The organism is Arthrobacter sp. Z5-13 (assembly GCF_056499105.1).
Map to the genome: position 1 here is coordinate 995,737 of NZ_CP096460.1, position 21,159 is coordinate 1,016,895.

Sequence of the window (21,159 nt, forward strand, 5' to 3'; positions counted from 1 at the left end):
CCGACCTGGACCCCGGGGAATCCGGCGCAAGCATGACGACGCTGCGTCGGAAAGCGCGGTCGTAGTGACACGATACGCCCGCACGGGGTGAGTGACACGGGCACTCTGTACTCGTTTTTTCGCTCCGTTGGATAAGAGTGGAACAGAGAGTGCGAGTACACCCCCGATGTGCTTAGCTGGCGGAATGGATGAGACTGCGCACCGAGCGGCGGGGGCCCGGAACAAGGCCTCCGCTGTCACCTGGGAGGGCGCAGTCAACGCCTGGCGAATTTCCGGGATCGTCTACCGTATGGGCAGGCGTGAGTGGCTCACTGAGACCGGCTGGAATCAGGCGTACGACGACGGCATCCGAACCGTTATTGACCTTCGCAATGTGGGGGAACGGAAGCCTCGGGAAAGCGACCCTGTGGTGGGCAAGGACGTGCTGGCGCGGTTTCAGGTGCTGCTGGCGCCAACTGAAGATCCTGAGAATGTCGAATTCCGCTCCCTCTGCAGGCCCTATCTGAATGATCCGGCGGCGTACCTGGACAACGCGCGTCTTTTCCCGGAGAAACTGGCAGCGGTCTTCAAAGCCATTGCAGCGGCTCCCGGGGGCGTCGTAGTTCACTGCTCTGCTGGCCGGGACCGCAGCGGAATGATCGCGGCGATGCTTCAGGATCTTGCCGGCGCTGATGATGACGCCATCGTTTCCGGCTACCAGGCAGCGATGCGGGGGATCAATGAGCGGCACCGCACGCATGGAGCGCCACATGTCCACGAACAATATCTGGACGAAACGGCCCTTGCGCCCCTGCTCGAATCCCGCGGTGAACGAGTCCTCGACTTTGTGCGCCGGTTGAACACCCGGCAATATCTGCTGCAAAGCAGGGTCACGGATGAGGAACTTTCTGCAATACTTGCCCTGCTCCACGGTAGGGTGGGTGTGAACTCTTGAGCTGCTCCTCCTAACGGCAGCTGCACCAGCGTTCCGGCGAGCAACCGATCTTTGGGGGAGACCGTGAGTTACAGCGTGGTTCGGAACAGCCTGCGGCGAACCTGTGCCCTGGGAGCCGCGGCGGCATTGGTTTTGGCAGCCACGCTGGGTGCCATTCCGGCCTCTGCTGAAACAGAACCCAACCCTGGCGGCTCGGGCACGACGGCGTCTGCGGCCACGACTTCGGGTACCTCACCGGAACAAATTTCGGCAGGAATCAGCGCAGACGGTCTGCAAGAGGCCATCCTGCGGGACTTGGGAATGACCCCGGACGAGTTCGCAGCCGCCGGGGAACAGGGCAAACGCGCTGCCGACGCCGCTGCCGCCTTGCGGGATCTCCCCGGTTTTGTTGGCATCAGCATCAAAGACGGCAAGATCGTCGTCGAAGCGTCGGGCCCGGAGCTGCAGACCCGGATTGCCGAACTGAATGACCAGGGGCCGGACGAGATAGTACTGGTTGACCCACCTGCACCGTCAAAGCCCTCGGAACCCGAGACCTCTCTGGCAGCGGACCCGCCACCTGCCCCTCTACCCTCGCCGGCGCCGTCGTCCTCACCTCAGGAAGCCCCCGATGCAGCTGCGCAGGCCGGGCCAAAGGAAGCCGACTCTGCTCTGATGGCTGCGAGCATCGACCAGCTGTATCACGCGTACGTCCGCGAGGTGGGTACGGCGGGCCTTCAGGCTGTGGCGTACAGCAACGGCCAGTTCGTCATACGCACGGGCGGCTCGAATTCGCCGGAATCGTCGCCCTTGGCCCTGAAGCCATCTGCAGGGCCGGCCGCAAAAGGGCTGGCAGCCCGAGGGCCAGTCAGCCGAGAACCCGCTGCGGGGGAGAACCCTGGCGAGACGGATTCGGGGCAGAGTCCTTCCGGCGAGGCGAAAATGTCGCCGTCGCAGTTCGTGGCCAAGTACGCCAACGTCATATTGGAGAAAGGCGAACCGATTGCTGCCGAAGAGGATTTCTTCGGCGGGCAGGGGTACTACATCGACAAGGCAAGGGTCTGTTCGGCTGGTTTCTCGGCCTTCAACCCAAGTGGCCTGCCGTTGGTGCTCACTGCAGGGCATTGCGCCGACGACGGAGCAGCGCACCTGGCCGAAGTCGCTCTCACAGCAGGTGAACCGGCAGGCGGAGCCACCGAGCCACCAGCAGTCACAGGCAAGCTCGGAACCTTCGGATTCAGCCAATTCGGTGGTCCAGGGAACTCCACAATCACAGGGGATCCCAGCAATCCGGGCAATGTGGGCACAGACATTGCAGTGCTGGAATCAATTCGTCCGGACCTTAATGTCCTGCCCGAGGCCACTACCTGGGGAAGCGACATGACTGGCGGTAATCCGGTCGAAATAGTCGGTGCAGGTGAACCGCTCCTGGGCCAGGCAGTGTGCAAGTCCGGTCGAACCTCGGGGTGGACCTGCGGCCGTGTTGATGAAGTGGCGATTTACGTTATCGGCGGCCCCAAAAACATTCCTAAAGGGGCGGATCTGAGGGCTTTCAAGGGGTTTGCCTCCAACGCAGTGAAGTCTGGCCCGGGGGATTCCGGAGGTCCTTGGATCAGCGGACACTTTGCAGTCGGATTGCACACCGGTGCCGAAAGCGGGGATTCAGGACAGCTGCGCGCCATCGCTACAACTCTCAATGACGCTATGACCCGCCTCCCCGGCGTCCAGCTGGAGGTCTTCCTGAACAAGCCGGTGCTCACCGGCCCGGCCAGCGGCGGTGCGGTGCCAGGAGGCGGACCCATTACCGGCAAGGTGGATGCCGCGCCGGCCAGCTCCCTCGCCGCCAACTCCAAGGTCCGGATCTCGGTGCCCGGACATGAGCCCTTTGAGGTGCCCGTAGGCAGTGACGGCAACTGGCAGTTCACCGCGCCCGCAATCCTCGGCGAACTCAACTTCACCGCCGAGACCGTCAATGGCTTCAGCAGCTCAGGCCCAGAGTCCCTGAGCGTGATCGTCGACTCAGGGGACCTGCCCGCTCCGGTGATTGATAGCCCGTCCGAAAATGCGGTACTCACCTCGCTCGAAGAAATCCGCGGGAGCGGAACTCCTGGTGCCACCGTAGAACTCTCTGGAGCTGTTGTTGGTTCGGCCCGTGTTTCCTGGACTGGGCAATGGGTTTTCCCCGGGGCGGGCAAGCCCGGCTTCGGCCCGGCCGCAGTGACGGCTATCCAGACAGCAACCGGGATGCGGGACAGCCCGATCATGACCCGGAACTTCAGCCTGGTTCCGCCCGCGCCCACTGTCACCAACGTTCAGGACGGCCAGCATTTCGCCTGGGACGGCGTTCCGCCGGAGCTCACGGGCACAGGCCTCGACGGTGCGCTTGTCATTGTGGAGTTGGACGGCGTCAGGCTCGGAAGCGTCCTCGCCGGCAAACCCAACGTGGACGGCCAAAACTCCCAGGCTGCCGCAGTGGCCGGGGTATGGAGCGTTTCCCTGCCAGCAAACGTCGTTGCCGGAGGACACACCTTGGCAGTCACTCAATCTATGGAAGGCGTAGCGTCGGCCAAGGCCGCCCTGACGTTCATCGTGGATCCGAAGCCCTCGGTGACAGCGGTGCTTCCAGCCGCAGGTAGTGATACGGCAGTTTCCGGTAGCGCCGGAAGCAACATGCCGACGTCGAACGGCTGGCTCGCACTTACGGGTGCCAACGGCATCTGGCTTGCAGCCGGCATCGGAGGGAGCGTTCTGTTCCTGGGTTCCATCGCGTTGTTTGCAGCCCGGCGCCGCCGCGCCCGCCGTTAGACATCAATCTTCGGCCGAAGCCTTGCGGTCCAGCAGCAGGTTGGTGATGCGGAGGGTGCACAGCCTCTGACCGCCTTCGTTGGTGATGATCACCTCGTGAGCCGTGAGGGTCCTGCCGAGCTGAAGCGGTGTAGCGGTGATAGTGATGAGGCCTTCGCGGGCTGAACGATGATGAGTGGCTGAAACGTCCACCCCTACGGCGGTCTTGCCCATCGTGCTGGCGTGGATCACCGCAGCCCAAGATCCAACGGCCTCTCCCACAGCCAATGATGCCCCGCCGTGAAGGAGACCAAACGATTGGCGGTTTCCCTCCACAGGCATGGTGGCGACCACGCGCTCCACCGACTCCTCGATGATCCTGACCCCCATTTTCTCGTCGAGTTCGCCGAGCGTGATCTTCCAGGGCCCGCCATCTCCCGAGCCGGCATCTTCAGCTCGGCCGGGGCGGGAAGCCACATCGTTGACAGCATTCGCCGGAACGCCGGGTTCGGGAATCATTCATTTCTCCTCTGCAGCGGTCTGCATGTAACGGGTATGCCTGCTGTATCCAGTGTGGGCTCTAGTGTGCGTCAGGGCACATTCATGTACTCTAGACATATTACCGAACGGACGGTCAGTAATGCTGGCTGTATGATCTTGCCCCGCGTTGGAAGGACCCGTCAACGATGACCACCATTACCAGCTCCTTTGGAGACACCAAGCCCACGGTAGACGCAGTAGAAACCGTTCCCAGTTACGTGCAGGAATCCTGGTGGACGCCGGACGCCGCTGCCGCCGAATCCGCGGTTCCTGTCCTGGACGCCAGTACCGGGGAGCTCCTTGCGAAGGTGAGCACAGAGGGACTGGACTTGGCCGCCGTCGTGGATTACGGGCGGACCACCGGGCAGGAGGAGCTCGGGAAGCTGACGTTCCACCAGCGCGCCCTGAAGCTCAAGGAGCTGGCCCAGTATCTGAATGAGCGCCGAGATCAGTTCTACGCGTTCTCCGCGCAGACCGGCGCCACCCGGATCGACTCGATGGTGGATATCGACGGCGGAATCGGCGTGCTCTTCACCTTCGGCTCGAAGGGACGGCGCGAACTTCCCAACGCCCAGGTGGTGGTGGACGGTCCAATGGAAGTCTTGTCGAAGGACGGATCCTTTGCCGGCGAGCACATCTACACACGCATCCCCGGCGTCGCAGTCCAGATCAACGCCTTCAACTTTCCCGTTTGGGGCATGCTGGAGAAGCTCGCCCCTGCCTTCCTTGCCGGGGTTCCCACCATTGTGAAGCCGGCTACGCCCACCGGGTATGTTGCTGCTGCCGTGGTCAAGGCGATCGTGCAGTCCAACATCCTGCCCAAGGGTACGCTGCAGCTTATTTCAGGCTCCGCCCGCGACCTTCTGGATCATCTGGACTACCGGGACCTGGTGTCATTCACAGGGTCCGCATCCACGGCAGTCAAGCTCAAGTCCCACGTCAACGTTGGCGAAGGAGGAGTCCGCTTCACCTGCGAGACGGACTCCCTCAACGCGGCCATTCTTGGGCCCGACGCCATCAAGGGCACCCCTGAATTCGATGCCTTCATCAAGTCACTGGTCGCCGAGATGACCACTAAAGCCGGGCAAAAGTGCACGGCGATCCGGCGGGCCATTGTGCCCCACGAGATGGTGTCCGACGTCGTCAATGCCGTGGGTGAACGTGTCCGGGAGCGCGTTGTGGTCGGTGATCCCCGGGCTGAGGGCGTCACCATGGGTGCCCTCGCCTCGCTGGAACAGCTCGCGGACGTCCGTGCGGCCGTTCAGTCGATGCTCGATGCCGGAGGCGAACTTGCGTACGGCACGCTCGATTCCCCGAACGTCACCAATAAGGACGGGGAAGTGGGCGTCGTCGAGGACGGTGCCTTTATGTCGCCAGTGCTGCTGAGCTGGGCGGATGCAGAGGCGGAGGAGGTCCATACGCTTGAAGCGTTCGGGCCAGTCTCCTCCGTGATCGGCTACTCGGATATCCACGACGCCGTCCGGCTCGCCGCGCGTGGCGGCGGGTCCCTCGTCGCATCCGTCTGCACGAATGATCCAGAGGTTGCCCGGCAGCTGGTAACCGGAATTGCAGCCCACCACGGCCGCGTGCTCATGCTCAACCGCGAGGACGCGCGAAGCTCCACAGGCCACGGTTCGCCGCTGCCGCACCTGATTCATGGTGGTCCGGGGCGCGCCGGTGGCGGCGAGGAGCTGGGCGGAATCCGCTCCGTTCTGCATCACATGCAGCGCACCGCCATCCAAGGATCACCGAACATGCTCACCGCGGTCACGGGTGTCTGGCATGCCGGCGCGGACCGGAACTTCACCGTGCAAACAGAGCAGACGCACCCGTTCCGGAAGTCGCTGGAGACCCTGCGGATCGGTGATGCAGTACTTTCCGAACTGCGCCAGGTCACGCTGGAGGACATCACGGCGTTCGCCAACTCCACCGGGGATACTTTCTACGCGCACACCAACCAGGAGGCGGCGGAAGCCAACCCGTTCTTCCCGGGCATTGTGGCTCACGGGTACCTGCTGCTGAGCTGGGCTGCGGGGCTGTTTGTTGAGCCTGCTCCGGGGCCCGTCCTTGCCAACTACGGACTGGAAAACCTGCGCTTCATCACCCCGGTAGCCGCTGGGGACTCAATCAGGGTCACGCTCACAGCGAAGAAGATCACCCCCCGCGAAACTGACGAGTACGGCGAGGTGGCCTGGGATGCCGTCCTGACCAACCAGAACGACGAAATCGTGGCGACCTACGACGTCCTGACCCTCGTGGAGAAGTAACGCTCCCTCAGGTTCTTGAGTTCTAGCGGTCGTTGCAACACCCAGAGTTTTGGGAGTTGCAACGACCGTGTCGTCTTTGTCGAAAGAAGCGTCGGGCCGAGGGAGGTACACGCAGGAGCAGAAAGAGGAGTTCTTCGCCGTTCTGGACCGGGTCAGGAATGTGACCGTCGCCGCAGCCGAGCTTGGGCTGAACCGGATGACCTGTTATCACTGGACCCGCGCTGCGGGCATGGCCGGAAAGCGTCCGGACTCTTCGAGGCGTGAGGAGTTCCTGCGGTTGCGCAAGGCTGGCCTGGGCCGGCAAGAGGCCGCCGGGAACGTGGGTGTGAGCATCCGCACGGCCAGGGACTGGGACAAGGGAATCCGACACTCCGGCAGCCGGCGCTTTTACCCTGACGGACGAGTTGTGGACTACAAACGGGGTGTGACCACTTCGACGACTGCCGCTGGTGGGACCGGGACGGTTCCCGGCCCCCAGATCCCCGTCTCGGAGTTGGAGAAGGCTATCGATCCGCGTTATCTGTCTTTGTCAGAGCGTGAAACGATCCGGGACATGTCAGCAACCGGGGCGTCTCTGCGGGCGATTGCGTCCGCATTGGGCAGGTCTGCTTCGACCATCAGCCGAGAACTCTCCCGCAACACCACCTCAAACCTCGGCTATCAGCCGTATGCGGCGCAACGGGCCGCTGCCGCCCGCCGTCCCCGGCCCAAGGATCGGAAGCTGCTAACAGTGCCCCGGCTGAGGGAATACGTTCAAACCAAACTGCTCGTGCGCCAATCACCGGAGCAGATCAGCAACACTTTGATCAAGGACTTCCCCAACGATCAGGAAATGCGCGTGAGTACAGAGACGATTTACCAGGCCCTCTACTTCCAGGCCCGCGGAGGTCTCAAACGCGAAATCCAGACCGCCCTCCGCACCGGCAGGACCCGCCGCAAACCCCACAACACCGGTGAACAACGCACTCAACGATTCAGGGACCCGATGGTGATGATTTCCGAACGCCCACCCGAAATTGAGGACCGCGCCGTGCCTGGCCACTGGGAAGGGGACCTGATCACCGGGGCATTGAACCAGTCCGCTATCGGGACCCTCGTCGAGCGCACGACCCGGTACGTGATGCTCGTCCATTTGCCCAATGACCACACCGCCGAAACCGTCCGCGACGGCCTCATCAACACCATGACCACACTGCCGGCCCATCTCCGCGGTTCCCTGACTTGGGACCAGGGCGCAGAAATGGCCAACCACAAATCCTTCACGCTCGCCACAGACATGCAGGTCTACTTCTGCGACCCCGCGAGCCCCTGGCAGCGCGGATCGAACGAGAACACCAACGGGCTCCTGCGGCAGTACTTCCCCAAAGGCACCGACTTATCCGTCTACGGACCCGAAGACCTCGAACACGTAGCCCAGGAACTAAACGCCAGACCACGCAAAACGCTCGGCTGGGATACCCCGGCCGAGCGCCTCCGTGATCTACTTTTGACCACATAGCTACCATCTGTGTTGCAACGACCCCCAGAATCCGCCGTTTCGCGGGTTTTTGGGGGACGCTCCCTCAGGTTTTGCGGGTTTTTGGGGGACGCTCCCTCAGGTTTTGCGGGTTAGGGTACGGTGCTGCTCTGCTCGGATGCTGTTTCCGGCGGTTGGGATGCTTCCGGTTTTCCTGGCTCTGTGCCCAAGGCATAGAGCCGGCGCAGCGACCAGAAGAGCAGCACCACCAGCATGAGATTGCGGATTGTGAGGACCATTGCGGCAAACGGGTTGTTATTGCTGAGTTGTTGAAAGAGCACTGGGAAGACAAAGAATGTGGCGACGGCGATAACCGTCAGTAAGGCGGCCGGAACACGCCACTCTTTCCAGTTGTGCGCCAGTCCCACTGCCACTGCAGGGCCAAGCCAGAGGACGAACTGCGGCGACCCCACCTTATTGAACACAACGAATGCTGTGGCCATCGCGAGCGATCCCACGAGCAAAAGTTCACTGCGATCCGCACCCCCTGCGAGCTTGCCGTTGTGGAGAGCCCAAAAAATCAACCCGGTCACCACGAGAGCCACCAGAATCAACAATGGCTGCATAAGGACGGCCATAACTTCAGTTCCCGGTCCATCAACCTGCATGGAACCGATTTCAACGTTCTGATACGTTCGTGAGCCGTCGATACCGAGAACTGCCAGCCACAACCAGGGAGTGCTGAAGGTGGCCTCGAGTTGCATGCCCCGGCTGCCTTGGAGGGTCAGGAAATTCATCAACGCAGGGAGCCAGCCCATGAGGCTTGCCAGTCCCACCGCTGCACCTGTTACCAAGATTCCGGCCGTCAGGAGCTGCAACCGATTCTTTGTAACCGCAAACAACGAAAGCAGCACTGCGGCCGGCCAGACCTTGATCCAGGTGCCGACGCTCAAAAGCACTCCTGCGATGAATGGCGCAGATACTCCAAAGGCCAGGGCAACGAGAACGATGGGCGCTGTTACGCCATCCACCCGTGAGAATCCAACGAAACCCAGGACAACGGTGAAAACAAGCCACCACCAAGCTGCTCTGATCGCCACCTGCTGACGACCCCAACTGGTCAACTTGGCTATGGCTAAGCCATTGAGAACGGTGATCACGAAAACCCAACCGGTGAAGAATAGCTGGGGCCCAGCGAGGCCCGCTATTGCCATGGGCACCACGGCCAGGATCGGGTACACAGATGCGCTGGGCCCTCCAGTGGCACTTTCGCTGCTGAAGCCGCTGAGCATCCAGTCCCGGTATATCGCAGTGTCACCGAGTGCTGCGCCACGCATGGAGAAGGCAAGCGAGAAAAGCAAAAAGGCGGTGTGGATAATCAGGTAGCCGAAGAGCAGGCCTGCGGGGGAGTTCATAGCCCGTTCCAGGCGAAGCGGGATGACACGGGACCGGAACCACGACAATCTGCTAAAAAATGCGTCAGTAGAAATGAGCGGATCCTGTCACTTGGTCGCGAACCTAAATGACTAGTTTCTCACGGACGATATTTCACTGGGTCTTCAACCGCTCTGAAGCGTAAAATTTTCAGCGTAGGAGGTGGCGAAAATGATGACCCTCGGACTAAGCACAGCCACTACTGTCCTGCCTGTCGATGACGTGGCGCGTGCCCGCCGTTTCTATGCCGAGGCGCTGGGCCTGCCGCACCGTGGAGTGGCGGAAGACGGTAGCGAATTGTTTGGCATGGACGGCGGCCACATGCTCCAGTTGAAGCCCGTTAAGGACGGTAAGCACTCCGAGCACACAACCTTGAGTTTCGAGGTGCGGAACATCGAGGAAGCCGTTCAGGAATTGGAGCGGAAAGGCATCCGCTTCCAGGACTACGACGAGCCGGATCTCAAAACGGAGAACCACATTTGTTCAACCGAATCCGAGAAGTGCGCGTGGTTCATGGACACAGAGAACAACGTCCTCTGCATCCATGAGACCTTGGGGCAGCAGGCCGAATATCAGCTGTGAAACCGGACTTGGAGGCGCCTCGCATAAAGCGGGGCGCCTTCAGCGTTGTTGATCCTAAGCTGAATCCACGCCCTACGATGCGGGTGTTGCATCTTTAGAGGTGTGAGGATGAAGCTATGAACAATGTCCATCTGACTGGGAAACTCATCTGCGGTGACAAAGACGACGTTGCGATCGTGGCGCAGCACCTTCCCCTTCATGTAGAGCTGACGCGTGCTGAGGAAGGGTGCATCTCATTCGAGGTGAACCGTAGCCCGGAGTCGTTGGAATGGCAGGTCGAGGAGAGGTTCCGAGACGCTGACGCATTTCGGGCACATAGGGAACGAGCCATAGAGAGCGAGTGGGGCCGGGTGACTGCCGGCATGGAGCGGAGGTACACGGTCGAAGGCATGTAGTCGAATCCGTGGAAGTTCCCTTCACGTCGCCTAAAGGGCGTACAAAGAGATCCTCGATAAGGTGACTTCATGGACCTAATTTTGCGATTCGGAGGCCCAGATGAATAGTTCCCCTGACGGGATCCACGACGATTGGCACGGTCCCTTTCCACGCATGGCGTTACCGGCTCCACTGCCCGGTTACGACGTCACCCTCGCCGAAGGGGAAAACGCGCTAATAGCTCTCAGAGCCCTGCAGGCTTGCCCGGGCTCTCAGCTTCCAGATGCCGGGATCCAGCCCACAGTTCTTGGAATCGCCCGAGACGATATTCTCAGGGCGACTCCTAAAGAGCTCAGCTTCCCCCGCTAACGGCAGCGGCAACGAAAACTGCCTTTTTTAGTTGCAATTCTTACCCGCATTCCCGGGCGCCCCTTTGCTCCAAGGGCCTCTTTATATTCAAGATTGCCGCTGTTACCGTGGACAGACCAACAACCCAGGAGGAGTCATGAACCATTCCCCTGAACGGGGTCAACTGCCGCTTCCGGACTACGATCACATCCCCCTTGGCACCCTTCCTTCTCGGATTCACGCTTTGGATGCAGCAGGCATCGAAGCCATCTTGGACTATGAACGGCACCATGGGGACAGGCTGCCGGTGATCCAGGTTCTGGAAAGTCGACTGCACGCTCTGCAGGAAGGTGCTGAACCCAGCGGGTCGGTGCCACACGACCTCCCCGAGATGACAGAAGGCCATTCGGGGTCGCAAGTCAGCCCAAATACTGCCGGCCCGAAAATCAACCCGCCATTCCATGGGGTCTCGACGACACAGGCACAACCCCGGCCCTGAGCCCTGAGCCCTTCGGCCTGCAGGATGTGAGGGAGCGTCGGGGGAAAGCCTGCAGAATGTGAGGGAGCGTCCGGGCTAGGGCTAGGGGCTGGCGTGGAGCCCGCGGAACGTCATGGTGATGACGTCGTCGGCGAGCTTTTCGGGGGACAGCGAACCGCCCGGTTTATACCACTCCACGATGGAGTTGATGGTTCCGAACAGGAGCCTCGTCACGGTGCGCGGGTCGATGTCCTTGCGCATGGAGCCCTCGTCCTGGGCTGACGAAATCAAACCGGCAACAATGTGGTCGAAGGCACGACGACGTTCCATGGCGTTCCGCTCGATCTCCGTATTGCCCCTCAACCGCAGGAGCAGTGTCACGAACGGCAGGCGCTCGACCAGCACGGAGATGGTTTGGCGCAGTACGAATTCCAGCCGTGCTTCCGCGGAACCTTCCTTGGCTTCCGGCTCGTCCAGGATGGCCTCCAACCCACCAAGGGCGTGTTCCAGAGCCAGCTTGAGAAGATCGCCCTTGGACGGGACGTGGTGGTAGATCGCTGACTTGGAGATGCCCAGGTTCTCCGCCAGGATCCCCATTGACGTTGCGTCATAGCCGTGCTTGTTGAAAACGTCGACGGCGATCAGCAGCACCGACTGCTGGTCGTAACCGGGCCTGCCGCGCTTGGTGGTTGCTGCTGTACTGGACATGTTGGCTAGTTTCTCATGAACGGTCGGTTGGTGTGGCCTAGCTGGACTGGCCCTTGGGCCGGAGATCGTAGATCCTCCGCAGCTTCCCGCTCGAGCGCTCCAGCGTTCCGGGCTCCACCACAGAAACCTCGCACGAAGACCCAACGTGGATCTTGATCTGCTCCCGCAAGGTCCGTGCCGCCGTCGAACTCTGTTCAGGGGTCACCGATTCCCGACGCTCGATCTTGACCGTCATCTGGTCCATGCGCTGGCCTTCAGGCCTGGTGAGTTCCAGCTGGAAGTGCGGGCTCAGTTCAGGAATCCGCAGCGCAATTTCCTCGATCTGGGACGGGAACAGGTTGACGCCCCTGAGGATGATCATGTCGTCACTGCGGCCGGTGATCCGGCCCATCCTGCGGTGCGCCGGGCGGGCGGTGCCTGGCAGGAGCCGGGTGAGGTCCTTGGTGCGGTAACGGATGATGGGCAGCGCTTCCTTGGTGAGGGAGGTGAACACCAGCTCGCCGTGCTCGCCGTCGCCCAGCACAGCGTCCACGCCAATCACCGGGTTGAACGCGTCGATGATCTCAGGGCGGAAGTGGTCCTCCCAGATGTGGCTCCCGTCCTGCGTCTCCACGGCTTCCCCTGCCACTCCCGGGCCCATAACTTCGGAGAGCCCGTAAATGTCGCAAGCCTTGATGTTCATGGTGGCTTCAAGCTCGTGCCGCATCTCCTGGGTCCACGGCTCTGCTCCCAGAACGGCGTACTTCAAGGACGTCGAGGCGGGGTCAATCCCGGCGTGCACCATGGCATCGGCGATGGTCAGCAAGTATGTAGGCGTGCAGAGAATGGCATCCGGCTCGAAGTCCTGGATGAGCTGAATCTGGCGCTCGGTCTGCCCACCGGACATCGGAATGACCGTGCAGCCGAGGACTTCGGCGCCGGCGTGAGCGCCCAGGCCTCCAGTGAAAAGACCGTAGCCGTAGGCATTGTGGACCTTCATTCCGGGGCGGACGCCGGAGGCGCGGAGGCAGCGGGCCACCAGTTTGGCCCAATCGGCGAGATCCTGTTTGGTGTAGCCAACCACCGTGGGGCGGCCGGTGGTGCCTGAGCTGGCGTGGACGCGGGCCACCTCGTTTTGCGGCACGGCAAACATTCCGAAGGGGTACTCCTGCCGGAGGTCTTCCTTGGTGGTGAAGGGGAACTTTCCCAGATCGGCCAGGTCCTCCAGATCGCTGGGGTGGACTCCGGCCTCGTCGAATTTGCGCTTGTACAGAGGCACCCGCTCGTAGGCGTAGGCCACCGTGTCCTGCAGGCGTTTGAGCTGCAGGGCCTCCAGTTCGTCACGGGACATGGTTTCTTCGCGGTCCAGGACGGCATCGTTGGAAGCTGATGCGGACTCGGTGGCGTGCAGGGTCATGATGGTTCTCTGTTCTATTGCCAGAAGGGGTGCTATTGCCCGGTGGGGTTCTGTTTCTTGGTGATGGTCCGGCTGCGCCCGCGGAACTCGGCGATGAGTTCGCCCGGGGCGAAGGCAGGACCGGCGTCGGAAGTTGGCATGGCCGTCGCTTCCGGAGTGCCGGGGTTGGCAGCAAAGATCCGGATGTCATAGAGTCCGGTCCGCCCGGCGCTCGCCCGGAGATCGGCGACGGCGGTGATCACCTGGCCTGTGTAGGCAGGCTGCAGGAAGTTAATGTCGACGCCGGCGGCAACAGTGATGGTGTCAGCCTCCTCTGCAGCCGGGTTGACCGGGTTGCAGGCCAGGGCGAACGCGGAGTCAGCGAAGGCGAAGATCATTCCGCCGTGCGCCATGCCGAAGCCGTTCAGCATTTCCTGGCGGAGGGTCATCCGGATGGTGGCGTGGCCGTCACCGAGGGCGAGGACTTCGATTCCCATCCATTCAGAGGCGTAGTCGTCCTTCAGGATCGGATGGGTGATTCCTTGCGGCAGGGGGACGCCTGTAGCGGTGCCCGGGATGGTCAGTTCAGCCATGCGTCATTGCCTCCAGCTTTATTTACCGAATGTTCATTAGGTAATCCCATTTGGGTGGTGGCTGTCAAGAGGTGAAAGTATGGTGGGACGGGACCAGCACAACCAAGGGTGGACCATGGCTAAAGGGATCTACGTCAGCGCAACAACTCCAGGCTCGGGGAAGTCGCTCGTCGCATTGGGCCTGGCGGACACGCTTCACAGGCACGCGGACCGGATCGGGTTCTTCAAACCGGTAGTGCACGGTAATGACCCCTCGGCGGATCCTATGGTGGCGCTGATGAAGGCCCGCTTCGACCTGGACGATGAGCGATGCCGGGGCGGCCTGACCTCCACGGAAGTCAGGAAGCTTCTGGCCGAAGGCAACCGGGCAGAGATCGATGCCCGGTGTGTTGAAATCTTCGCGGAAATCTCCCGCCACTGCGATGTGGTGATAGTTGAAGGAACGGATCTGACCGGCCAGGACGCCGCCGTCGAGTTCGATCTCAATGCCCGCCTCGCCAACAATCTTGCCGCCCCCGTGGTGGCCGTGGTGGGGGCAAAAGGGCGCACGGTGGCGGAAGCCGCGGACGCCGTCGAAGTTGCCCGCAAGGAACTGGTGGCGGAGCGCTGCTCCCTCCTGGCCCTCATGGTGAACCGCGCTGATCCGGCCGACCTTGAGGCCATTGCCGCAGCCGTGCGTCCCGGTGCTTCCGGCCGGCCCGTCTATGTCCTTCCTGAGCTTGAGGACATCGCTCGCCCCACCATAGGGGAAGTGGCCGCAGCCCTGGGCATCCGGCAAGTGGCCGGACGCCAAGACATGGAACGGGATGTCCATTCCAACAAGGTGGCGGCCATGAATGTGGCCAACTTCCTGCACGTGCTCGACGACGGTGCGCTGGTGATCGTTCCCGGTGACCGGGCCGACGTGATGGTGGCCTGCCTGGCGTCGTCGTTCTCCCCGGAGTTTCCGGTGCCGTCCGGTCTGATTCTCACCGGCAACCTCGCCCCGGATCCCACCATCTATTCACTCCTGGCGCAGGCGCCCTTCCCCGTGTTCACCGCCCCGCACGATACCTACACCACAGCCAAACAGGTCTCGGAGGTCCGCAGCGAAATCTGGTCAGGCCACCGCCGCAAGGTTGCATCCGCCCTGGGCCTGTGGGCCCGCCGGGTGGACGAGGCGGAACTGGTGGAGCGGCTCCATCTGCCGCGCGCGGAGCGGATGACGCCGCTGCGCTTCCTGCACGACCTCATAGAGCGGGCACGGTCGCAGCGACGGCACATTGTGCTCCCCGAAGGCACGGACGTGCGGATCCTGCGGGCTGCGGAAATCCTGCACCGCCGGGATGTCTGCGAGCTGACGGTGCTGGGCCGGGAAGCTGACATTCGGGAGCTCGCGGCGAGTCAGGGGATCGACCTGACCGGGATCAACATCGTGGATCCGCACACGTCCAGATGGCGCCAGGAGTTCGCCCGGAGGTACGCCGAGTTGCGGGCGCACAAGGGCGTTGACTTCGCCAGGGCGCTTGAGGTGATGCAGGACGAAAGCTACTTCGGCACCATGATGGTCCAGCTGGGAGTGGTGGACGGAATGGTATCCGGCGCCGCGCACACCACGGCCCACACCATCCGTCCCGCCCTGGAGTTCGTGAAGACCCGCGACGGCGTCAAGATCGTATCCTCGGTGTTCCTGATGCTGATGCCGGACAGGGTGCTGGTGTACGGGGACTGCGCGGTGAACCCGAATCCGAACGTGGAACAGCTCGCGGACATTGCCGTGGCCTCTGCCGAAACCGCGGCCCAGTTCGGGGTTGAGCCCCGTGTGGCCATGCTCTCCTACTCCACCGGCGGTTCCGGTTCCGGTGAGGCGGTGGACGCTGTCCGGCAGGCCACAGAACTGGTCAAGGGCAGGCGGCCAGATCTCGCCGTCGAAGGTCCCATCCAGTACGACGCCGCAGTGGACGCCGCCATCGCCGAGTCAAAGATGCCGGGGTCAACAGTTGCCGGCCAGGCCACTGTGTTTATCTTCCCGGACCTGAACACAGGCAACAACACGTACAAGGCGGTGCAGCAATCCTCGGGGGCTGTCGCCGTCGGGCCTGTCCTGCAGGGGTTGCGGAAGCCGGTGAACGACCTCTCCCGCGGCTGCACCGTGGAGGACATCGTGAACACTGTGGCCATCACCGCGATCCAGGCCCAGTCAGCGGAAGTGCCGGCGGAAGTCGCCGCAGAAGCGCCGGCAGAAGAACTCTCAGCAGAAACGAAGGCTTAGGAGGCCCTGTGCTCGTCCTCGTCATCAATTCCGGTTCGTCCTCGCTCAAGTACCAGGTCCGCGATGTGGAAGCAGCCAACGTGCTGACCGAAGGGCTGATCGAGAAGATCGGCATGGGTACCGGAGGAGAGGGGGACGGCGAAATTATCGGCCCCAGGGACCATGCCGAAGCACTGGAGCAGGTGGACGTCGCCATCCATCAGGAACTCGGAGAGCTGGAGCTCGCAGCCGTGGGGCACCGGGTTGTCCACGGCGGTGAACGGTTTTCCGAGCCAGTCCTGATCGATAACGAGATCACCCGGGCCATTGAGCGCCTCAACCCGCTGGCCCCGCTGCACAATCCGGCGAACGTGCTGGGCATCCGGGCCATCTCCAAGAAGTGGCCGGACATGCCGCAGGTAGCCGTCTTCGACACCGCCTTCCACCGTACCCTGCCCGAGCACGCGTGGCGGTACGCCGTCCCGGACGAGCTCTACACCAACCACGGCATCCGCCGCTACGGCTTCCACGGCACTTCTCATGAGTATGTGACGCACCGCGCCGCCGCCATGCTGGATCTGCCCGTTGAAGAGTTCGACGGCGTCATCGCCCACCTGGGGAACGGCGCCTCAGTCACTGCGATCCAGGGCGGAAAATCAGTGGACACCTCCATGGGATTCACTCCCTTGGAGGGGCTGGTCATGGGCACGCGGTCAGGAGACCTGGACCCGTCCATCCTCGTTTTCCTGGCGCGGGCGGGCTGGTCCACCGAGGACATCGACTCGATGCTGAACCGCCAGTCCGGGCTCAAGGGCCTGGCCGGTAACAACGACATGCGCTCAGTCGTGGAAGCCTCCGAAGCCGGCGATGCCAGGGCGTCCATGGCGCTCGCGGTTGCTGCGTACCTGCTGGCGAAGTACATCGGCGGCTATCACGTGGCGGCTGGCGGGGCCAAGGCCATTGTGTTCACGGCAGGGATCGGCGAAAACTCCCATCAGTTCCGCGCCCTGGTGGGACAGCATCTTGCAGCCCTGGGAATACAGCTCGACGCCGGCCTCAACCAGGTGCGGTCCAAGCTGGCCCGCGTCATTTCCGCAACGGACTCGGCCATCCCTGTTCTGGTGGTTCCCACCGATGAGGAGCAGGCCATCGCGGAGGCAACTGCCGCCGTCGTCCGCGGTTAAGCGCTGTATCGGTGAGGCTGTAGCGGCGTGACGGAGGATACTGGGGAGCCTTAATGTTGGGGAAACTGGCTGCTAATTCTCAGCTCTGGCGCTGGGAGCCTCTAGACACCCTGTCTATAATTGATTTCACATCCTGGCCTGAGGTGATCCCTCGGACCCGGTGGAAGGGATTGGTTTATGCTCCCGGGTCGTGCAGGAGGCCCGTTAATCATCGTTCGACCACGGAGGTCAAACGTGAAGTATCAGCAGCCCGGGCATTTGCGTCAGTTTGGGGTCGAAGAGGAACTGCTGCTTGTGGATTCCCTCACCTTCAAGCCGGTGCCGGCCGTAGCCTCGGCCCTTGCCGGCCAACCTGCCGCCGTCAAAGCGGCCTTCCTTGAACTTGAGGTCAAGCAGGAACAGATCGAAGTGGTGGGCTCTCCGTCCCTGACGATGGCCGATGCCTTGTCCACTATCAGGCAGGGGCGCCGCCTTGCCGATGCCGCAGCTTCCAGCGCCGGTGCCAGGGCTGTGGCCCTGGCAACCTCCGCCGTTCCAGTGGTACCGCACATCGTCCGGACCAGCAGGTACCTTGCCATGGAGTCCCGTTTTGGCCGGACCATGAAGGACCAGCTCACATGCGGCTTCCATGTCCACGTGGAGGTGGGCTCCGCGGAGGAAGGTGTGGCAGTTCTGGACCGGATCCGGATCTGGCTGCCGGTCCTGCTGGCCCTGAGCAGCAACTCGCCATTTTGGAACGGGACCGAGAGCGGTTTTGCCAGCTACCGGTATCAGCTCTGGAACCGCTGGCCGACGTCGGGACCCTGCGAGATCTTTGGCTCTGCTCCCGCTTATAGGCGGGAAGTGGCCCGCTTGCTGGAAACGGGTGTGCCCCTTGACGGCGGAATGATCTACTTCGATGCTCGGCTCTCCCGGAACCACCCCACCGTGGAAGTGAGGATCGCTGATGTTTGCCTTGACGCTGAACATGCGGCGGGGATTGCCGCTGTGGTCCGGGCGCTCGTCCAAACCGCCGCGCGTGACTGGAAGGCGGGCCGGAAACCACGCCAGGTCCCGGCAAGTGCCTTGCGCCTGGCCTCGTGGAAGGCCAGCAAGTCAGGGGTGGAGGGTGATCTTATCCACCCGGTCACAGGCCAGCCTCGGGACGCCGCCGTCGTGGTCGCAGCACTCTTGGACCATGTGCAGAGGGCCCTGGCTGAGTCCGAAGAAGACGGTGACGTGGCGCGTGTTGTAGGGAACATCCTCGCAGGCGGTACCGGCTCTGCAATACAACGCCGGGCTGTGCAGGCAGGTGGTTCCCTCGCCGGGATGATGGCCCAGGCTGTCGAGCGGACGCACCGCCTGGGTGATGTCCCGCCGGAGGAAGTCTTCCAGGAGCCGATGCGGTACTAGGAGGCGCTTTGCCCCTCATCCATTGCTCCGTAGGTGCCGTTTTGAGGGTCCAAAAGGGCGCCTACGGAGCAATCGATGGGTGGAGGTGGGCGCGGGTCACTTGAGCCCGGCTCCGGGCAGCAGCTCGGTGGCTCCGAGGGCGTCGGCGATATAGGCGTAGTCCCACGCCCGCTCACGCCATTGGACGTACCGGCCGGAGGCTCCGCCGTGTCCGCCCTCCATCTCGATCTTCATCACGATCGGTTCGCTGCCAGTGGTGGCCTCGCGCAGGGCCTGGACCCACTTGGCCGGTTCCACGTAAAGGACCCGTGTGTCGTTGAAGGAGGTGACAGCTGCGATCTTGGGGTAACTGGCCGCGCGGATATTCTCATACGGGGCGTAGGACTTCATGTAGGCGTACGCCTCGGGATCCGTAATCGGATTGCCCCATTCCTCCCACTCCAGGGCGGATAGCGGCAGCTCCGGATCCAGCACCGAGGTCAGGGGATCCACGAACGGCACCTGCGCCACCACCGCAGCGTACTTTTCCGGTGCGAGGTTGGCCACGGCGCCCATCAGGAGCCCGCCGGCCGAGCCACCCAGGGCAGCGATGCGGGACGGATCCACCCATCCGGAGCTGGCCAGCCAGTCAGTGGCGGCGATGAAGTCAGTGAAGGTGTTCTTCTTCCGCAGTTTCTTGCCGTCCTCGTACCAGTGCCGGCCAAGCTCACCGCCGCCACGGATATGGGCGATAACAAAGACCACTCCGCGATCCAGCAGGGACAGGCGGGCAATCCCGAACCCCGGATCCATGCTCATCTCGTACGAGCCGTATCCGTACACCAGCCCGGCGTTGGTGCCGTCCTGCTTCACCGATGCGTGCCTGAGCACTGACAGCGGAATCCGGGTGCCGTCGTCGGCGATTGCCCACTCCCGCGTCGCCACATAGTCAGCGGCGGAGTAGCCGCCCAGCACCGGGCTTTCCCGGCGCAGGAGCAACTCTCCGGCGGGGCGTTCAGCTGTGGGCAGCACAAAGTCATACACGCGCGACGGCGTGAAGTAGGACGTGTAGCCCAGCCGGATCACAGGCGCCTCGTAGTCGGATCCGCCCACCCCCGCCGTGTAAAGCTCCTCATCGAAGGCAGGCTCCACGGGAGCGCCCTGCGCCGGCGTCCCCAGCCCGGCCAGCGGCAACACCTGCACCCGCTCGATGGTGTCCTTGCGGGCCGAGACGATGAGGTGCGTTGAGGTGACGCCCGCACCGTTGACGCGGACGTCGTCGGAATGTTCGACGACGGTGGTCCAGTGCTGCTCGGACAGCGGCTTGGACAGTTCAGAAGGATCAATGAGCGAGACCATGGAGTTCACGGCGTTGCGGTTGTGCGTGATGAGGATCTGCTCGGCGCGGGCACCGGAGGCGACTTCGAGCAGGAACGGTTCGGCCTCATACAGGACGCGCTCGTTGCGGGAGACCACGGTGGTGAGCCCGGCGTCGTAATCGTCGAAGCGCAGGAACCTTGTTTCGCTGTACTCGGAGCAGCCGATGCTCAGCACGAGGTGCCGCCGGTCACTGGAGAGCTCAAAGCCCAACCACATTGCGGCGTCGTCCTCTTGGTAAATAACGGCGTCCTCGTCCACGGGCGTGCCCAGAATATGGGCCTTTACCTGGTACGGGCGCCAGGAATCATCCACCACGGTGTAGAACACCCGGCTGCCGTCGGGGGAGAAGGAGACTCCATAGAACACGTTTTCGATGACGTCGGGCAGCATCTCGCCGGTCCGGAGGTCCTTTAGGCGCAAAGTGAAGCGTTCGTCACCGGAGTTGTCCACCGCGTAGGCGAATAGGTTGCCGTCCACCGTGACGGCTGTCCCGCCGATGGAGAAGAAGGGCTGGCCCTCGGCCTCCACGTTTCCGTCCAGCAATATTTCTTCGCCGGTGATCTCAACACCGGCTTCCACCTCGGGAGGGGTCCAGTCGGCCACGGGATTGCCGGTGTTGCTGGCGAGGACGCGGCAGGAAATGCCGTACTCCTTGCCCTCAACAGAGCGGGTGTAGTACCACCAGCCGTCTTTCCGGTTGGGTACCGAGAGGTCCGTCTCCTGGGTGCGGCCCTTGATCTCCTGGAAGATAGCTTCGCGCAGGGGTTGCTGGTGGGCAGTCACCGCTTCCTGGTAGGCGTTTTCTGCCTTCAGGTGCTCCACAACATCCGCGGATTCCTTGTTCCGGAGCCATTCATAGTTGTCCACGAACGTGTCACCGTGGTGGGTGCGCTCAGTGGGGACTTTCTTGGCAAGGGGCGGTGCGGCGACGGTGGTCTGCAGCGGAGTTTCGGTCATTCCAACAATCTACCGCCACCCTCCGTTGTGCGCCTCCGGCCGAGCCAGGTTCCAGCTGAGGGCTGAAACCCGGTCCCTTGTCGGCAGAAATGCTTGGGCCTTCGCCGAAATGCGTCACTTTTGCGGGGTGGAGCTGCCTAGAGCCCCGTGATTCCGCCGGTGCACCCCGCAAACCAAGGCAAAA

At 62.6% G+C, this 21,159-nt stretch carries 16 protein-coding genes; 10 read left to right on the forward strand and 6 right to left on the reverse strand.

Annotation, left to right across the window (positions count from 1 at the left end):
* Positions 1 to 184: 184 nt before the first annotated feature.
* Together M1E02_RS04710 and M1E02_RS04715 are read left to right on the forward strand one after the other, a co-directional pair.
* Positions 185 to 934, forward strand: coding sequence for a tyrosine-protein phosphatase (locus tag M1E02_RS04710; RefSeq protein WP_479376998.1), 750 nt, complete (start codon positions 185 to 187; stop codon positions 932 to 934).
* A gap of 63 nt (positions 935 to 997) precedes the next feature.
* Positions 998 to 3,718, forward strand: coding sequence for a S1 family peptidase (locus tag M1E02_RS04715; RefSeq protein WP_479376999.1), 2,721 nt, complete (start codon positions 998 to 1,000; stop codon positions 3,716 to 3,718).
* A 3-nt stretch (positions 3,719 to 3,721) separates the two neighbouring features.
* On the opposite strand, the gene M1E02_RS04720 is transcribed toward M1E02_RS04715, so the two are convergent.
* Complete coding sequence (locus tag M1E02_RS04720; RefSeq protein ID WP_479378063.1) at positions 3,722 to 4,087, reverse strand: PaaI family thioesterase; 366 nt, start codon at positions 4,085 to 4,087, stop codon at positions 3,722 to 3,724.
* A gap of 296 nt (positions 4,088 to 4,383) precedes the next feature.
* On the opposite strand from M1E02_RS04720, the gene paaZ reads away from it, so the two are divergent.
* Both paaZ and M1E02_RS04730 read left to right on the forward strand, forming a co-directional pair.
* The gene (gene paaZ / locus M1E02_RS04725; RefSeq protein WP_479377000.1) at positions 4,384 to 6,504 is read left to right on the forward strand and encodes a phenylacetic acid degradation bifunctional protein PaaZ; all 2,121 of its coding nucleotides are present in this window, start codon (positions 4,384 to 4,386) and stop codon (positions 6,502 to 6,504) included.
* A 292-nt stretch (positions 6,505 to 6,796) separates the two neighbouring features.
* Positions 6,797 to 8,002 carry an IS30 family transposase gene (locus M1E02_RS04730; RefSeq protein WP_479378064.1) on the forward strand — a complete coding sequence of 402 codons (1,206 nt, stop codon included), beginning with the start codon at positions 6,797 to 6,799 and terminating at the stop codon, positions 8,000 to 8,002.
* Between the two features lie 110 nt (positions 8,003 to 8,112).
* Here the strand turns inward: M1E02_RS04730 and M1E02_RS04735 are convergent, their stop codons facing one another.
* Entirely contained in the window at positions 8,113 to 9,375 is a 1,263-nt protein-coding gene (locus M1E02_RS04735; protein WP_479377001.1) for a glycosyltransferase 87 family protein, read from the reverse strand.
* A gap of 193 nt (positions 9,376 to 9,568) precedes the next feature.
* On the opposite strand from M1E02_RS04735, the gene M1E02_RS04740 reads away from it, so the two are divergent.
* The 3 genes from M1E02_RS04740 (at position 9,569) to M1E02_RS04750 (ending at position 11,198) form a co-directional block, all read left to right on the forward strand.
* The gene (locus M1E02_RS04740; RefSeq protein ID WP_479378065.1) at positions 9,569 to 9,976 is read left to right on the forward strand and encodes a VOC family protein; all 408 of its coding nucleotides are present in this window, start codon (positions 9,569 to 9,571) and stop codon (positions 9,974 to 9,976) included.
* Between the two features lie 116 nt (positions 9,977 to 10,092).
* Positions 10,093 to 10,371, forward strand: coding sequence for a putative quinol monooxygenase (locus M1E02_RS04745; protein WP_479377002.1), 279 nt, complete (start codon positions 10,093 to 10,095; stop codon positions 10,369 to 10,371).
* A gap of 485 nt (positions 10,372 to 10,856) precedes the next feature.
* Positions 10,857 to 11,198: a DUF8129 domain-containing protein gene (locus M1E02_RS04750; RefSeq protein ID WP_479377003.1), complete on the forward strand. Its 342-nt coding sequence runs from the start codon at positions 10,857 to 10,859 to the stop codon at positions 11,196 to 11,198.
* A gap of 81 nt (positions 11,199 to 11,279) precedes the next feature.
* Here M1E02_RS04750 and M1E02_RS04755 read toward each other — a convergent pair whose 3' ends face one another.
* From M1E02_RS04755 to M1E02_RS04765, 3 genes are read right to left on the reverse strand one after another with little or no spacing between them, the layout of a single operon-like run.
* A complete protein-coding gene (locus tag M1E02_RS04755) occupies positions 11,280 to 11,885 on the reverse strand; it encodes a TetR/AcrR family transcriptional regulator (protein WP_479377004.1) in 606 nt (201 codons plus the stop codon).
* Positions 11,886 to 11,922: 37 nt separating this feature from the next.
* The gene (paaK, locus tag M1E02_RS04760; RefSeq protein WP_479377005.1) at positions 11,923 to 13,281 is read right to left on the reverse strand and encodes a phenylacetate--CoA ligase PaaK; all 1,359 of its coding nucleotides are present in this window, start codon (positions 13,279 to 13,281) and stop codon (positions 11,923 to 11,925) included.
* A 32-nt stretch (positions 13,282 to 13,313) separates the two neighbouring features.
* The gene (locus M1E02_RS04765; RefSeq protein WP_479377006.1) at positions 13,314 to 13,853 is read right to left on the reverse strand and encodes a hotdog fold thioesterase; all 540 of its coding nucleotides are present in this window, start codon (positions 13,851 to 13,853) and stop codon (positions 13,314 to 13,316) included.
* 115 nt (positions 13,854 to 13,968) lie between these two features.
* Between M1E02_RS04765 and pta the strand changes: the two genes are divergently transcribed.
* From pta to M1E02_RS04780, 3 genes are all read left to right on the forward strand, one after another.
* Positions 13,969 to 16,104 carry a phosphate acetyltransferase gene (gene pta, locus M1E02_RS04770; protein ID WP_479378066.1) on the forward strand — a complete coding sequence of 712 codons (2,136 nt, stop codon included), beginning with the start codon at positions 13,969 to 13,971 and terminating at the stop codon, positions 16,102 to 16,104.
* An 8-nt stretch (positions 16,105 to 16,112) separates the two neighbouring features.
* A complete protein-coding gene (locus M1E02_RS04775; protein ID WP_479377007.1) occupies positions 16,113 to 17,267 on the forward strand; it encodes an acetate kinase in 1,155 nt (384 codons plus the stop codon).
* Positions 17,268 to 17,501: 234 nt separating this feature from the next.
* Entirely contained in the window at positions 17,502 to 18,659 is a 1,158-nt protein-coding gene (locus M1E02_RS04780) for a glutamate--cysteine ligase (protein ID WP_479377008.1), read from the forward strand.
* A 96-nt stretch (positions 18,660 to 18,755) separates the two neighbouring features.
* On the opposite strand, the gene M1E02_RS04785 is transcribed toward M1E02_RS04780, so the two are convergent.
* Positions 18,756 to 20,975, reverse strand: coding sequence for a S9 family peptidase (locus M1E02_RS04785; RefSeq protein WP_479377009.1), 2,220 nt, complete (start codon positions 20,973 to 20,975; stop codon positions 18,756 to 18,758).
* Between the last annotated feature and the right edge of the window lie 184 nt (positions 20,976 to 21,159).